Annotated in this window: 10 protein-coding genes and 1 pseudogene; 3 read left to right on the top strand and 8 right to left on the bottom strand. The window is 69.9% G+C overall.

Annotation, left to right across the window (positions count from 1 at the left end; genetic code table 11):
• Positions 1–11 precede the first annotated feature (11 nt).
• Entirely contained in the window at positions 12–4,520 is a 4,509-nt protein-coding gene (locus tag AB0B50_RS01645) for a hypothetical protein (RefSeq protein ID WP_362323876.1), read from the top strand.
• A gap of 102 nt (positions 4,521–4,622) precedes the next feature.
• Here the strand turns inward: AB0B50_RS01645 and fxsT are convergent, their stop codons facing one another.
• The 6 genes from fxsT to AB0B50_RS01615 form a co-directional block, all read right to left on the bottom strand.
• Positions 4,623–7,103, bottom strand: a complete 2,481-nt coding sequence (fxsT, locus tag AB0B50_RS01640) for an FxSxx-COOH system tetratricopeptide repeat protein (protein WP_362323874.1) — start codon at positions 7,101–7,103, stop codon at positions 4,623–4,625.
• A 164-nt stretch (positions 7,104–7,267) separates the two neighbouring features.
• A complete protein-coding gene (locus tag AB0B50_RS01635) occupies positions 7,268–7,732 on the bottom strand; it encodes a hypothetical protein (protein WP_362323871.1) in 465 nt (154 codons plus the stop codon).
• Between the two features lie 92 nt (positions 7,733–7,824).
• Positions 7,825–8,979: a hypothetical protein gene (locus AB0B50_RS01630; RefSeq protein WP_362323868.1), complete on the bottom strand. Its 1,155-nt coding sequence runs from the start codon at positions 8,977–8,979 to the stop codon at positions 7,825–7,827.
• Positions 8,980–9,089: 110 nt separating this feature from the next.
• A complete protein-coding gene (locus tag AB0B50_RS01625) occupies positions 9,090–9,287 on the bottom strand; it encodes an antitoxin (RefSeq protein WP_362323865.1) in 198 nt (65 codons plus the stop codon).
• A gap of 287 nt (positions 9,288–9,574) precedes the next feature.
• Positions 9,575–9,910 carry a hypothetical protein gene (locus tag AB0B50_RS01620; protein WP_362323863.1) on the bottom strand — a complete coding sequence of 112 codons (336 nt, stop codon included), beginning with the start codon at positions 9,908–9,910 and terminating at the stop codon, positions 9,575–9,577.
• 456 nt (positions 9,911–10,366) lie between these two features.
• The gene (locus tag AB0B50_RS01615; protein WP_362323861.1) at positions 10,367–11,866 is read right to left on the bottom strand and encodes a long-chain fatty acid--CoA ligase; all 1,500 of its coding nucleotides are present in this window, start codon (positions 11,864–11,866) and stop codon (positions 10,367–10,369) included.
• Between the two features lie 355 nt (positions 11,867–12,221).
• Between AB0B50_RS01615 and AB0B50_RS01610 the strand changes: the two genes are divergently transcribed.
• The gene (locus tag AB0B50_RS01610) at positions 12,222–12,434 is read left to right on the top strand and encodes a hypothetical protein (RefSeq protein ID WP_362323858.1); all 213 of its coding nucleotides are present in this window, start codon (positions 12,222–12,224) and stop codon (positions 12,432–12,434) included.
• 113 nt (positions 12,435–12,547) lie between these two features.
• On the opposite strand, the gene AB0B50_RS01605 is transcribed toward AB0B50_RS01610, so the two are convergent.
• A complete protein-coding gene (locus tag AB0B50_RS01605; protein ID WP_362323856.1) occupies positions 12,548–13,117 on the bottom strand; it encodes a DinB family protein in 570 nt (189 codons plus the stop codon).
• A 147-nt stretch (positions 13,118–13,264) separates the two neighbouring features.
• On the opposite strand from AB0B50_RS01605, the pseudogene AB0B50_RS01600 reads away from it, so the two are divergent.
• A pseudogene (locus AB0B50_RS01600) lies at positions 13,265–13,951 on the top strand (transposase); the annotation flags it as partial.
• A gap of 95 nt (positions 13,952–14,046) precedes the next feature.
• Here the strand turns inward: AB0B50_RS01600 and AB0B50_RS01595 are convergent.
• On the bottom strand, positions 14,047–14,481 hold the full coding sequence (locus AB0B50_RS01595) for a VOC family protein (protein WP_362323853.1): 435 nt from the start codon (positions 14,479–14,481) through the stop codon (positions 14,047–14,049).
• Positions 14,482–14,495: the final 14 nt, after the last annotated feature.

The following is a 14,495-nucleotide window of genomic DNA, read 5'->3' as shown; positions in this document are numbered from 1 at the left end:
AGGGCGTCGACATGACCACGGACGATGCGAAACTCCGCGCCGAGATCGGCCGGTTGGCGCTCGATGACCTGCCTGCCCACCTGAGCGCGGCCGGAAGGGTGGACCGCCTCCTCCGGCTCTTCCACGACGACCGGCGGCTGCGTCGACGCGTGACCACGGAGACCCGGCTCTGGGACGGCTACCAGAGCGACATCGACATCGCGTGGGGCGCCGTCGACCGGGCCCTGCGCGAGGACCCGGCCAGGATACCCGACCCGCTCGCCGGGTACATCCAGCTGGCTCTCCTGCGCAGCTCGGTGACGGCGGCGGACGACATTCCGTCGCGGCTCGTCGTCGCCGCGGTGGCCACCGGGTACTGGTCGGCGACGCGGGCCCTTTCGACCATCGGCCGCGCCGCGTCCCCGGGCGAACAGGCCGACGGCTACTACCGGTTGCTCGCGCTCGCGCCGCTCACCGAGTCCACGCGGAAGACGGTTCAGGCGCAGGTCGTCGCGCTGGCCGCCCTGCCCGGCGACGAAGTCCCGGCCCGCGCCCTCCTCGATGGCATCACCCTGCTCGACGCGCCCGCCCGGACGGCGGTCGCCGCCGGCCTGGAGGACACGGCGCGCGTCGTGGGCTGGCAGATGCCCGCCCGACTCTCGTGGAAGCGGCACCGGCCACAGGGCCTGGAGGCGAGCGAGACGGTGGCCCTGCTGTGCGCCGCCCCGGAGATCCGCCGTCCCCGGCTCGTCGCGCGGGTCGCCGACGCGCTCATCGACGATCTGGCCGAGCTGAACGGACGTGAAGCGCAGGAGGGGCAAGAGGACGAGGCCCAAGGGGAGGAGGCGCGAGGGGAAGAGGGCGAGGCAGAGACGCTGCTGGCCCAGTTGGAGAGGGACTCCGCGGCCTCGCTCATCGATCCCGCGCACCGCCTGCTCCGGACGGGCCACGCCCTGGTCGAGCTCGCCCCCTTGCTGGCCGGACACCCCGACGGGGAACGGTTGGTGCACCGGCTCGACGCGCTGGTCGCCGGGGTCCGGGACGCGGAGACGCGCTCGCGCCTTGTCGATGCGTACGGGCTGACGCTTCCCGAGGACACCCAGGAGGGGCCTGATGCCTCAGGCAGCCCTGCCGGACAGGGCTCTCGCCGGGCCCGCCGGTGGGCCCTCGTGCGCGATGTGTCCCGCAGGCTGACGCGCCCGCTACCCGAGCCCGCCTCCTCCCGGACGCCGAGCGGCGTGGATGAACGCGAGTCCGAAGAGGAGAGCGCACGCGCCGAGACCCTCGACGCGCTGACCCGACAGTGGTTCGTCGAGGGAGCACCGTCGAGGGATGTACCGCACCCGACCGAGCATCACAAGGAGTACGAGGAACCGGAGCCCGAAGCTGAAGAGGGGCCGCAAGACCAAGAAGAGCAGTCGGAGGAGCCGCAGCACAAAGTGGCGCCGCCGGATGAGGAGGGCGCCCGGTACCAGGAGTTCCGCGACTTCACCCGCCGGGCGGGCGGCCCGGCGCTGATCGCCTCCCTCCTGACCGCACAGCACCTGCCCGACGACACACTCGGCGCCATGGTGGAGGCCGTGTACCTGTCGCGCGAACTGCCGGGCCAGATGGCCTTGGTGGAGACCCTGACACAACACCCGGAGCTGGTCGACGCCACCGCCGCCGTACGGAAGGTGAAGGGGCACCTGCTGCGCTGCGCGCTCTCCCAGGCACCGGTCAGCCCCCAATCCGCATGGGAGGGCCTCTCGGCGGACCAGCTGCGGGACGTGGACTTCCGGCCCGTGCTCGACTTCGCGCTGACGCTCCCCGCCGAGCAGCGGCGCAGCGCCTTCTGGCACACCGCGATGGGGCACGGAGTCCCGCTGGAGGTGCGCACCGTCCCGCGCCTGGCCGCGCTGGCCCTGCTGCTGCCGCATCTGGACGCCCCGCAGGTGGCGGAGGCGTTCGACGACGTGCTGGCGCTCGAAGACTCCGAGGTGCGGCTGCTCGGGCTCGACCTGCTCGGCCCCTACCTCGGCGCGGAGCAGGTCGCCCGCGCCATCGCCTCGCTGCGCGTGGCACCCGACGCCCGCGAAATGACATGGCTGCTCGGCGAGTTCGTGGCGCTCCTCGATCCCGCCGACGAAGCGCGTGCCGATCTGGAGGAACGGGTCGCGGCAGGCCTCTCGCACGTGGACGCCGGTGCGGATCTGGCCGTGGCGGTCCTGCGCCGCCTCCAGCGGGCCGACAGGGAGCTCGACGCGGCGCACCTGGGCGGGGAAACGGTGTCCCGCCTGGACCGGATGGACCCCAACAACCGGCTCGACGCCTTGCTCGTCCTGCTCAACGGGACCGAGGGGGCCATCACGCCGGACCTTGCCGCGCGGATCATCGGACTGCCGGTTGTCAACGACCTCGCCACCTACAGCTGGCGGGGCCTGGCTCTTGCGGCCGCCGCTGCGCGGTTCGCCGACGACTGGATCCCGGCGGCCTGGTACGCGGCCCAGGACCTGCCCCGTCGTCTCACCATCGGCGACTCCCCCGCCTGGGGGTGGAGTTGGGAATACGAGTACCCCTACGCCGCGGCTGTCGAGGCCCTGGCCCCCCGGCTGCGCGGCCCTCTGGCGCGGCAGGCGTTCGAGGCAGCGAAGGAGATGCCGTGGGAGCCCCGTGAACGGATCACTCGGCTGCTCGCGGAGCACGCGGACGACGCCCTGAGCCACGATCTGTTCGACCACGCCGTCGCGGTCCACCGTTCCTACCAGGGCCTCCCCGACGCGGCCGAGCCGCCGTTCCCGCTGGAGGGAACCGTGGTCACCGAGCCCCTCGTGACCTTCAAGGGATTGCGGGAGGTGCAGCTCGCCGAGCTCATCGCGGCCGTGGTGACGCGCCTCGACGACGGCCGGATGGCCGAAGCCGTTGAACTGGCCTGCACGTTCGCCAACAGCGGGCCGCGGTCGTGGTTGCCTGCCAAGTTGCTTCCCGCCCTCCCCGGCTTCCCCGCCCTCGCCGCCGAGCGCCGGGATCGTCTGGTGGCCTCGGGCACGGTCGGGGCCCTGGAGTTCATCGCCATCGAGACGGAGCGTCTCGATCTCCTGGCGGATCTGCTGCCGCACCTGCGCGAGGTGACGGACGAACGGGCCCGTCCCGCACGGGAGTTCGTCATGAGCCGTTTCCCTCGGCACGGCCGCGGATTCCTGCTCGACGCCGACGAGCACGCCTCTCTCGGCGCGCAGGAGACCGCGGAGTACCACCGGCTGCTGGGCATCGAGGACCGTGCCGAGATCGAGGGCGGGTTGTCCCGAGGCGACGACGAAGAGAAACGGCAGTTCCTCGTCCGGGTCGTCCTGCGCCCGTTCTTTGCGGGCGCCCTCGAACAATCCCTGGTGGAACTGCTCGTCGGTGCGTCGGCCGTCGCACGGGCGAGGGTGCTCGAAGCGACAGCCGGCATCCTGGAACCCGAGAACCACCGTGCGATCGTCGACCACACCTTGGCGCAGCTGCTCGGTGAGCCGATGGACCACACGGAGCGCCTCGAAGGCCTCGCCCTGATCCTGCCCACGCTCACCCCGGCACAGCGGGACGGACTCGTCGATGCCGCCACGCACCCGGACTCCCCAGGGCTCCCGGATGACCAGGGCGTGAGCCACAAGGTGTTCGCCCTGCTCCTGGACGACGTGCGCGCACTCGAGGACACGGACCGCTGGTTCTCCCCCGTCCGGCACAACAGGTACGCCCACGCGTTCACGAGCCGGATGCGCGAGAATCGGCTGAAGGAGACGTTCGCTCTGGTCCACGGGGAGCGCGCCGCGTTCCTCACCGCTCTCGCCCCGCACCTCACCGGGACCGCGGCGCGACGCCTGGCCACGCGGGTCGAAGAGCTGCCGGATCTCGAACGGGCCGATGTGAGCGCGGCGCTGCTGCCCCTCTTCTCCGGCGAGGACCGCGCGGCGCTGGTGGCCGGGATCCGCGGACTGACGGATCCGTTCGCCCGCTTCTGGGCCCTGTTCGTGGCCCAGGAGCACCTCACACCGGCCGACGCCTCTCCGCCATGGGCGGATTTCGTCCACGCCGCAGCCATGGCCTTCGAGGACCCCGCGGACGCCTGCGCCTGCTTGTGCCTGCTCATCGGATACGCGGAGCCCGACACGGCACGCAAGTGGCGTACGTGGGTGATCTCCCGTCTCGGCGGCCTCGGCGACGAGGACGCCCTGCGGGTCACCGCGGGCCTCGCCGCCGCGCTGCCCGAGGACCGCGACCTGGGCAAGGCGCTCGTCGACGCGGTCTGCTCCCGTACGACCGACGAGGCGGTCCACGCGGGCGTCCTCGTCCTGGCCCGCCACGGCATCGCTGTGGCCGACCTGGCAGGCCCCCACCGCACAAGCCTCCACGCCCTGCTCTCCCGACGACTGCGCGGCCTCGCCGACCGAGGCCGCCGGGACCTCCTCTCCGCGCTGGCCGCCGAGGCCCCCTTGATCGGGGCACTGACCACCCGCCCCGAACTCTCGTCCATCGCCCGTGGAGTGCACGAGGTATGCCTCACCTGGCGGTGGCCGTGACCGGGTCTCACCAGATCTGCTCCACTGCCTTGAACGGCCCGCCCCGGGTGTGCTGAACGCTGTCGGAGCGGCACGCGAGTGATCTCGGCGGCGGCCGACCAGTCAGTCGGACGCCGTTCCCGTTCGGAAGGCCGCGCCCGGCCCGCCCGCGTCACCCGGCGCCGCGAGGCTGCGCCAATGGGCGAGTTTGGCCCGGGTGTCCAGGAGTTGCGGGTGGTCGGGGCCGAGCACCCGCTCCTCGTCAGCGAGCACGGCGGTCAGCATGCGCATCGCGCCGTCGGGGTCTCCGGCTTCGCCCTGCCAGTAGGCCAGGTCGTGGCGGGTCGTGAGGGTGTGGGGGTGGTCGGCGCCGAGGATGCGTGTGCGGTCGACGAGCAGGTCGGACAGCGCTCGTACCGCCCCGTCGGGGTCTCCGGCCTTGCCCCGCCAGTAGGCGGCGTCGTTGCGGGTGGCCAGGGTGTGCGGGTGGTCGGCGCCGAGGACCCGTGTCCGGTCGACGAGCAGGTCGGACAGCGCCTGTGCCGCGCCCACCGGATCTCCCGTCTTGCCGCGCCACCGGGCCAGATTGCTGCGGGCAGTGAGCGTGTCGAGATGTTCGGGACCAAGAACCCGAAGGGTGTGCTCCAACGACTCCTCCAGCGCGGCGACCGCGCCGGGCCCGTCGCCTGCCTCTCCCCGCCAGTAGGCAAGATCGTGCCGAATGCTCACGGCACGGGGATGATCCGGACCAAGCGCGAGGACCGCATCGTCGAGTAGACACTGGAAGGCCTCGGCCGCCCCGACAGCATTCCCGGCTCGGCCCCGCCACCAAGCGAGGTTGTGCCGTGCGAGCAGCGTGTCGGAATGATCGGGGCCCAGCACCCTGGTGATGTCGGGGAGCAGCTCTTCGCACGCCGCGGCGGCACCCACGGCGTCTCCCGCTCGCCCTTGCCAGTGGACATGGTCGACCCGAGTCCTCAAGGTGTGCGGATCATCGGGACCGAGAGCGCGGGTGCGGTGGACCAGGACGTCGGTGAACGCCGCAGCCGCGCCGACGGGATCTCCGGCTTCGCCCCGCCACCGGGCGAGACCGCCGCGAGCGGTCAGCGTGTCGCGATGATCGGAACCGAGGTGCCGACCCGCGGCATCAGCCAAGGCTTCGAAGTGACGTACCGCGGCCCCTGGTTGACCGCTCTCCCCGAGGCTGCGCCCGTTGCGGTACAGCACAGGGTGAACCCCAGGGGTGCACAGAGCCTTCTCTCCGAGCCGGGACACCGCATCGCAGTTGGCCCGCAGGGATTGGGCGAGGTCGGTGTCGCGTTCGATCTCGGGCCAGGCTTGGAGGAGCGCGTCCGCGGCGTTGCGGGCGAGTCGGCGGAGCTGATCGAGGGACAGGGTGTCCCGGACCGCCCGCTGGATGAGCTGGTGGACACGGACTGCCTGGCCGGCCGCGCGAGGGGTGTGGTCGATCAGGCTCAGGCGGTGCAGGGCCCGCAGCGCTCCGACCGCTTCCGCTTCCGTTGCCACGGGGGAACCGCTCTGGGAACTGCACCGCTGTGGCAGTGATGCCGTGTTCGCAGCTTCCGCATCCGGTGCCGCGCAGGATTCGACCGGCGAGCGGTGCTCGGCCAAGTACGCACGGACAGCGGGGCTGTTGAGTACGGCGGCGGGGATGCCGTTGGGATTGAGAACGGCGGCGAGTCGCAGCATGGACCGGGCCACGCCTGCCGGACGCATGCGATCGGCGCGCTCCACGGACAGCGACCAAGCGGCGGCGATCGTCGCGGCTTGATCATCGGGCAGAGCGGCGGTTTCGGGCGTGAGCTCCGCCAAGGACGTGGCACGACCGGTCAACAGCTCCCGATACCGCTCGCAGTCGAGGTCGGCGTCGATGACGTACGCCACGGCCTGCGAGAGAGCCAGCGGGAGGTGTCCCAAGTCAGCTGCCAGGGCGTGAAGTTGATCGAGGGATCCGGCTCGACCGTGGGCGGACAGACGCGCGGCGAGGTAGGCGACCGACTCCTCTGCCGTGAACAAGCCGACATTGATCAGATGGCGATTCGGACCGGTGAGGGCGGCGTCCCGGCGGCGCGTGGTGACAAGGATGCGGCCGTTCGGATGTTCGGGGGGCCACAGGCCGTTCAGGTCGGCCGGGTCGGCGACATCGTCGAGCACCACCAGCCAGCGGCAGTCGTGGCCACGATGAGCCGCTGACGGGGTACCGCTGTTCGGCACACCGTGCGCCTTGGGTTCCAGCCAGGCCAGGAACGCGTTGGCACCGGCTTCGGCCCCCAGGGCGTCGAGGCCGGTGACCTCGGATCCGGCCTGCGCATAGCCGGTGATGACAGCGGATCGCGAGGTCGCAGTCACCCAGACCAGCAGGTCCACCGCGCCGGTCTGCCATGCGTGGCGTGCGTAGTGTGCCGCGAGTTGGGTCTTGCCGACTCCGCCCATTCCGGTGAGCACTTGCCCCAGGACAGTCGTCCTGCCGGTCGCCACGGCGTTCTCCAATGCCTCGACGAGCGAGCGGTGTTGGAAGGAATCCGCTCTGCGCGGGATGACTCCGACCTGGTGAGGCCAGGAGAACGGGCGCCCGGATGTCACTTGGTAGATGACTTGACCGGCGCTTCCCACGGCGATGCTGTGGTCGGACGCCTCAGCTCTCAGCACGTTGGGCAGGCCGTCGCGGCCAGGGTTCGCAGGTCCGGCTGCGCGGGCGCGCGAAGGCGCCGGTCCTGCCGCGCGGGGGCTTGAAGATGCCGGTCCGGTCAGCCCTGGGTCGGATCCGGCTTCGAAGGGTGTTCCAGTCGCACACCTCCGTGAATGACCGTTGCCGCGACCGAGCCGTGTTCCGCGCGGTTGGTCGCATCGCGGCCGACGGCCACGCCACTGTCTCCGGTGACAGCAGAGGTGTCACCACCCGGCCAAGCCGTCACGAGGGCGCGCAACTCGTCGGCCGCGACAAGGCGTTCATGTTCAGGAAGGCCTTCGAGCAGCACCGCGAACCGTGTCCGCCAAGCAGCCGTGTGGCCGATCCGTGCCCGCTCCGCGTCTGCGAGATCCGCGCCGTCCAGTTCAGCGGCGGTCTGGTCCAGGCGAACCAGCTCCGCACGTTCACGCTCGGCGTCCCCGCGGCCGAACCACCGCGCCACCGCCAGGCGTATCGCATCCCAGGCGTCCGACCCCGCGGCGCCCACCACCGCTCCGCCCCCTGCCGCGGCCAGGGCTTCCATAGCTTCGGTCAGCAACGTGGCGTCTCCCTGCTGTGTGCGTCAGTCGACGGTAGCGCGCGGCTCTCCCCACGGACAGAGCCGACCACCGCACGTCATCGCACAGCCCGCAGAGCGGCCACGGCCTGTGTGAAGACGTCGACCGCGTCATCGGCGTACTCGCAGTCCCGGTACACCCCGACCTCGATCTGCCGGGTGATCCAGGCATCCCACAAGGTACGTACATCGCTGTGCAAGCCGACCGTTCCCAAGGGCTCCCGAATGCGTTCGACGCACTGTTTCACCGCGGCGACGACATCGGCTCGAATCCCCAGATCGGCGATCATTGCGTCCAAGCGTGCGTGGGTGTCCTCCGGCGCGGGATGACGCCCCCATACGCGGCTGAGCAGCCAGCGGCGGTCGGCGCCCTCCGCACGTTCCAACAAGAGACCGGATACGGCGGACACTCGACCCGCGTAAACATCCGAATACGGTATTCCGCCGCCGGAGCCTTCACGTCCGGTGGTGTTGCGCAGATCATTGCGCAACTGGCCTGCCGCGGCGCACCAGGGGTACACGCGCCGGACGAAGGAAACGGCCTGGCGCTCGGATGCGCAGGCCAGGGCGTACTCCCAGGAGTGACCGACGAAGGCGATGCGCCGCACAGCGGTCTCGACGTAGCGTTCCCACGCGAAGTCTTCCGGGGCGAGGGAGCCGCGCGATCGTTGTCCGGCAGTCATGTCGGCAACGCACTCGGACCAGAGGCCGTCGGGCAGCCTCGACAGTGGACCGGTGCCGGGCAAGCCATGCGCGGCGCGTTCGACGGTGGTCGCCAGCTCGGTGGGGCCGTGGACGGCGAGACCGGTAGGGGCCCCGTAGCGCAGTCGTTTGCCGTCGTCCAAATCGTCGAGGCAGTAGAAGACGGAGAACAGCAGCTCCGGCATCAGACAATGAGCCGTGTACTCGGCGTCGGCGCGCACCGTCAGCCACGGGAGGACCGCGCGATACTTCCTGCCCGGCATACCCTCCACATAGTGCACGGCAGCCGGGCCCAGCCAGTCGGCAACGGCCCTTCGGATTCCGTCCCCCCACAGGTCGCTCTCGAAGACAGAGGTGAACGCGGACTCCACCGCCGAATACCAGGTACGCGCATCAGGACGTGACGGCTGGGCTGATCCCTCGGCTCCAGCAACAGACATCGCGGTGAATGTTCCGAGAGATGCGCATCGCACCGGAGAGTCCGCCATCAGCAGCCGTTCCTTGAGGGTCACCTGCCCGCCCAAGGACCTGGACGAGTCATGCCGTGACTTCGGGAAGCCCTTCCGAGTGGGCGCCCCGTCGTGAGCGCGCACCGACCACGAGATCGCGGAAGAGGGCCCGGTCAGTTCCCCTTCTCCCCCAGCTTCTCGACGTAGCCCTGGGCCTTGTCCACAGCAGCGTCGATCTTGTCGCTGTGCTTGCCGTCGGTCTTGCCATCGATGAAGTCGCCGACCTTCTCCAGCCCGTCGGCAATCTTGTCACCGTGGGCCTCTGCAAGATCCTCGGCCTTGTCCTTGAGGTTCTTCAGGGCGTCAAACATGGGAGGGTCCTGTCTCCTTGACTGGAACTGATCGACGTAAGGGTTCCGCGGCGGGTGGACCGCACAGGGCGGCGCCGCGGGCCCGGCCGGGACTTCGAGAGGGAATGCACGCCAGCGGTCGCAACATGCCCCTCGTCATGGCGAATTGACGGCATGACACCCGACAAGCTTCTACATTACTGTAGATTCGGCTCCCGGTGCATCCGCCGGTCGAGGACGTGGCACCCTGCTGCGCGGTCACGGTGCCGAACGGGTCGTACGCGGTCGAGCCCGTGACCTTCATCCCGTCAGGGGGCGGGCCCCCGGACCACGTCGGTGTGCCGGTCCGTGAGCGCCCGCTGAACCGCCGCCTTGCCGTCCGAGGCGGCCAGCAGGCCGCCGCCCGAGGTGAGGCGGCGCTGGTCGCCCTTGCCGGATTCGATGGAGGCGAGGGCGCCATGGGCGGTGTAGCCGTAGTGCGTGTTCCTTTGCGCGACGAGACGGTTGCGTTCGTCGTAGGTCTCTGTGACGCCCTCGGCCTTGGTGCGGTTGCCAGCCGCGTCCCACTCGCAGGACGTGGTCGTGGTGCTGTTCTCCCAGGAGGCCAGGCGGCCCGCCTTGTCGTAGCGGCCCAGCCTGCACACGCTGCGCGTTTCACGTCCCCGAAGAGTCCGTGCAAGGCCGGCTCCTCGCCGCCAAGGAAGGCTCCGACCGGATACCCGGGTTTGAATGACTGGCGAAGACGACGCCACGCACCGCGACGTCGTACACGTCGCCTGCTCCTGCGGCCCCTACCACCCCTGGCGACTTGCCGTACTGTCAGCCCATCCGCGAGGGCCGACGCGGCGAGCGGCAGATCAAGGGCGGTCCAGGCGGCTTGCCGTACTTGCCCGGCAAGCCGCCTGGCGGGACGTCGAATCGGTGACGCTGCGGCTCACACCGTCCGGGGCGGACATCGTCCGCCCCTCGCCGTCCTTCAGGCATGCGCCGCATCGGGCCACAGCGGAACACGGTCAGTGCATTGCTCGCCCCTGACGTCACGCCATGGCCGCCCCGTGACAACGCGGCCGGTCAGCCCCTCTCCACGTCGGCCCTTTCGCTCAGTTCTCGACCGCGATCTCCCGCTTGAGGATCTTGCCGGTCGGGCCCTTCGGGAGGCCCGGCACCAGCTGGACGATCCTCGGGTACTTGTACGGGGCCACGCGGGACTTCACGAACGCACGCAGTTCGTCCGCCGTGGCCTCGGCACCCGGCTTCAGCGTGACGACGGCGGCGATCTCCTCACCGTGCAACTCGTGCGGGACACCGAGGACGGCGGCCTCGGCGACGGCCGGGTGCTCATAGAGGACTTCCTCGATCTCGCGCGGGTAGACGTTGTAGCCGCCGCGGATGACGAGGTCCTTCTTCCGGTCCACGATGAAGTAGAAGCCGTCCTCATCGCGCCGCGCGAGGTCCCCGGTGCGGAACCAGCCGTCGGTGAAGGCGGACTCGTCGGCATCGGGTCGGTTCCAGTAGCCGGGCGTCACATTGGGTCCCTTGACGGCCAGTTCGCCGACCTCGCCCTCGGCGACGTCCTTGCCCTCGTCGTCGATCAGCCGTACCTGCACGCCGTCGATGGGGGTGCCGATGGAGCCGGGCCTGCGGGGTCCTTCGATCCCGCCGAAGGTGACCACCGGGGACGTCTCGGACAGGCCGTACCCCTCGGCGACCGGGCAGCCGAAGACCGCCTCGACGCGGTGCAGGACCTCGACGGGCATCGCCGAGCCGCCGGTGACGCAGAACCGGATTCCGTCGCCGTCCGCGAGCCCCGTCGAGCCCGCCGCGTCCGCCGCGGCGAGCAGGCCCAGGAACATGGTGGGCACGCCCTCCATGACCGTGACCCGGTCACGGGCGAGGATCTGCAGCGCCTTCGCGGCGTCGAAGCGCGGCAGGAGCGTCACACGGGCGCCGATGAGGACTGCGGCGTTCAGCCCGCAGGTCTGACCGAAGACGTGGAAGAAGGGCAGGCCTCCGAAGAGGGTGTCCGACGCCGTGAGGCCCAACTCGCGTACGACGGCCTCGGTGTTGCTGCCCAGGTTGCCGTGGGTGAGGCGGGCGCCCTTGGGGCGGCCCGTGGTGCCCGAGGTGTAGAGCAGGACGGCAAGGTCGTCGGCGTCGCGGTCCGTGACCTCGGTACGCGGCTCGACCGCGCCCAGCGCGGCGGCGAAGTCGTCCGCGGTGACATCGGTGCAGACGATGCCGAGCTCGTCGGCGGCGGCACCGGCCTCGGCGAACGCCGGACCACAGGCCAGGATCGTTCGGGCGCCGCAGTCGCCGGCGCTGTAGCGGATCTCGGGGGCCTTCAAGAGCGGGTTCATCGGCACGGCGACCGCGCCGAGGCGCAGCACGCCGTAGTAGACGACCGCGAAGTGCGGAATGTTCGGCAACAGGATCGCCACCCGGTCACCTGGTACGACGCCCTGGGCGGCCAGCCAGCCTGCGACGCGGGCGCTGCGCTCGTCGAGCGAGCGGTAGTCGAGCGCCTGTCCGTCCAGCTGTATCGCGGTGGCCTCGGGGCGTGCCGTCGCAGTGCGGGCCAGGTTGAGGGCGAGGTTGGTCACCGTTGACCTCTTTCCGATGCTCTTGGGGAATCCGGTGGATCTTGATCTTCCGGATGGGTTTCGAGCGTCCCGCGACGCGGCGCGGCGCACAAGGTGGGAAAGATCACCGAATGCCTTCTTGTGCCACGGGCACGAGGCTGTGCGTCCTCTGCGGCGCCGGCACGGGACGCCGGCCGCGCCGCGCCGAAGCTGAACCGGCCCGGTGACGTGCCAGTCGGCGCCACGGTGGCCATCACGTACTCGTCCCCCGCGGCCGGGCACCGTGCAGATCCAGGATCGCACCGGTTCCGAGCGTTGGTTCCACGCACAACTCGGCGTGGCCACAGCGGAGTTCCTCCGCGCAGCGGACGCCTTGGTGCATACCGCGGAAAGGCTTGCCGACGTCGAACTGCAGCTGCGCGGGGTTCTCGTCCGCGAGCACGCGATGGCGGTGGAGGATACAGTCGAGCACGGCTTCGCCCATCTCAAGAACTGGCGGATCCTCACCAAGCTCCGCACCGCTCCCGCCCGCGCGACCGGCCTGCTGCCCGCCCTGTTCGTCCTGACGAACCTCGAAGGAATCCGCTGACAGCTGATCCACACCCGAGGCATCTGTCCAACACCAGCGTGACCACCCCGAACGACCCTCACGCCACCACCCTGACCAGCTACTTCAAGAGGGCACAGCTTCACTGAAGAAAGTCATATTCGGTGCGGTACGGCTTCGTCCCGCCAGCGGTAGAGGTCACGCAGCAGGGAAATCTCGGCGCCGTGATGGATCAGCTCCCTGTTGACGTGCAGGACGATGCCCTCCATGGGAAACCGCTCGGGACCCACCGCGGGCGGATTCTCCAGGTCAGTGTCCGAGAGCTCGCGGACCCCCGCGTTCCATCTCCCGTACATCTCATCGAGCTGTTTCAGCGCCTCGTCAGCGGTCCCCGCATAGGCGAAGGTCTCGGACTCGACGTCCTGGCCGCCGAAGTGCCATCCGACCCGATAGCCCAGCACGGAGACGATGACGTGCGCCAGCCGCCAGGCAATCGTGGTCACCGGCGCCGGCTCCGGGCCAGGCCAGCTGATGTGCCCTTCGGGCCGCGCCACCGCAGGCGACTCTTTGACATTAACAACCCGGCTGGCTGGGTCGGGTTCCAAGATCACCATGAGTATCTCCAGCGAGCGCCACGCCAGAGCCTCCGACCTGCATGTTCGAAGATGGCGAAGACTCAGTGCCCCGGGCCCTTCGAGCCACCGAGCCGTGACGGTGGAAAGCACCAGGTGCTGCCACTCATGGGGTCCCTCGTGCCAGTTGGGGGGCCTGCAGTCTGATCTCGCAAACGCCTTATGCGGTAGGCAGGATGCGAAGGTGTCTTCGCCCCAGTAGCCGGGCGGGGTGACCTCTCGGGCAAGGAGTGGGTTCGGCTGGAGCCGCACCTGCCGCACCTGCCGCACCTGCCGCACCTGCCGCAGAACGCTGGACGCTGGACGCTGGACGAGGCGGACATTGGAAGAGCCACCGTAGAGTGATCGACGGAATCCTCTGCCCGACAGCGGACCTGCATACCGTGGAGGGACCTACCGCTCCGGTCCGGCAGGTCGAAGACCGTGCACGACAGGCATCGACGCTGGTCAACGGACGGCACGTGGGACAGGATTCTGCGGGCTGTCCAGGCTGATGCCGCCCCAGAGGGCCGCATCGACTGGTCCAGGTGAGCACGGACTCCATAGTGTGCCGCGCCGACGAAGGCAGCCAGCGGCCGCTCGCATTTGTGATCACACCGGGCCAGTGGGGCGATGCCCCGCAACTGATCGAGGTCCTGGACCACATCCGCCTCGCCCGGCCCGCCTGCGGACACCCACGCACCCGCGCGGACTGCCCCAGATCAAGCACACCATCCCCGAACCCAGGAACCCGCGGGCCAACCGTCAAAGCCGGGGCAACAAGGGCGGTCGGTCCCCGGCTTCGACACGACGATCCACAAACGCCGTAACGAGGTCGAGCGCACGATCAACCGACTCAAGAACTTCCGGGCCGTGGCCACGAGGTACGACAAACGGCCCTACGTCTTCCACGGCACCGTTACCGCCGCCGCGATCCGCCTATGCCTCTGCCCGTTAGCCGATTGCGGGAACTCACAAGCGGTCGCGAGCAGTCGTGCGGCGAATGCGACGTTCCGCGGAAGCGAGCCACGCCTTGTCAGTCCTCAGGCCGAGGCCGCAGCGACGCAGAACTCGTTGCCCTCCGGGTCGGCCATCACGATGTGGTGCTCGTCGAACTCACTGAGGATGTTCCCGCCCGCCTTCACCAGGCGTTCGGCCTCTGCCTTGATCCGCGCCCAGCGCTCGTCGGAACTGCCATGTCCCGGCACCCGGACATCGATGTGCAGCCGGTTCTTCGCTGCTTTCGGTTCAGGGACCTTGAGAATGGAGAGCCGGGGGCCGACGCCGTCGGGATCGCACAGCCATGCGGCGTCGTCCACGGAATCGTCATCCGGGAGGTCGAACTGCGCGAGCCACTCCTCGCGGGTACTGAAGGGAGCGGGCGGCGGCTCATCGACATACCCCAGGGCCGTCTTCCAGAACTCGGCAAGGAGCTGCGCGTTCGTGCAATCAAGGGTCAGATCGATTCTGGCTGCCATGACAGGACGGTACT

It is taken from the genome of Streptomyces sp. NPDC041068 (assembly GCF_040647455.1).
In the GTDB taxonomy this organism is placed as follows: Bacteria; Actinomycetota; Actinomycetes; order Streptomycetales; family Streptomycetaceae; genus Streptomyces.
This window is presented reverse-complemented; position numbering and strand designations above follow the sequence as displayed.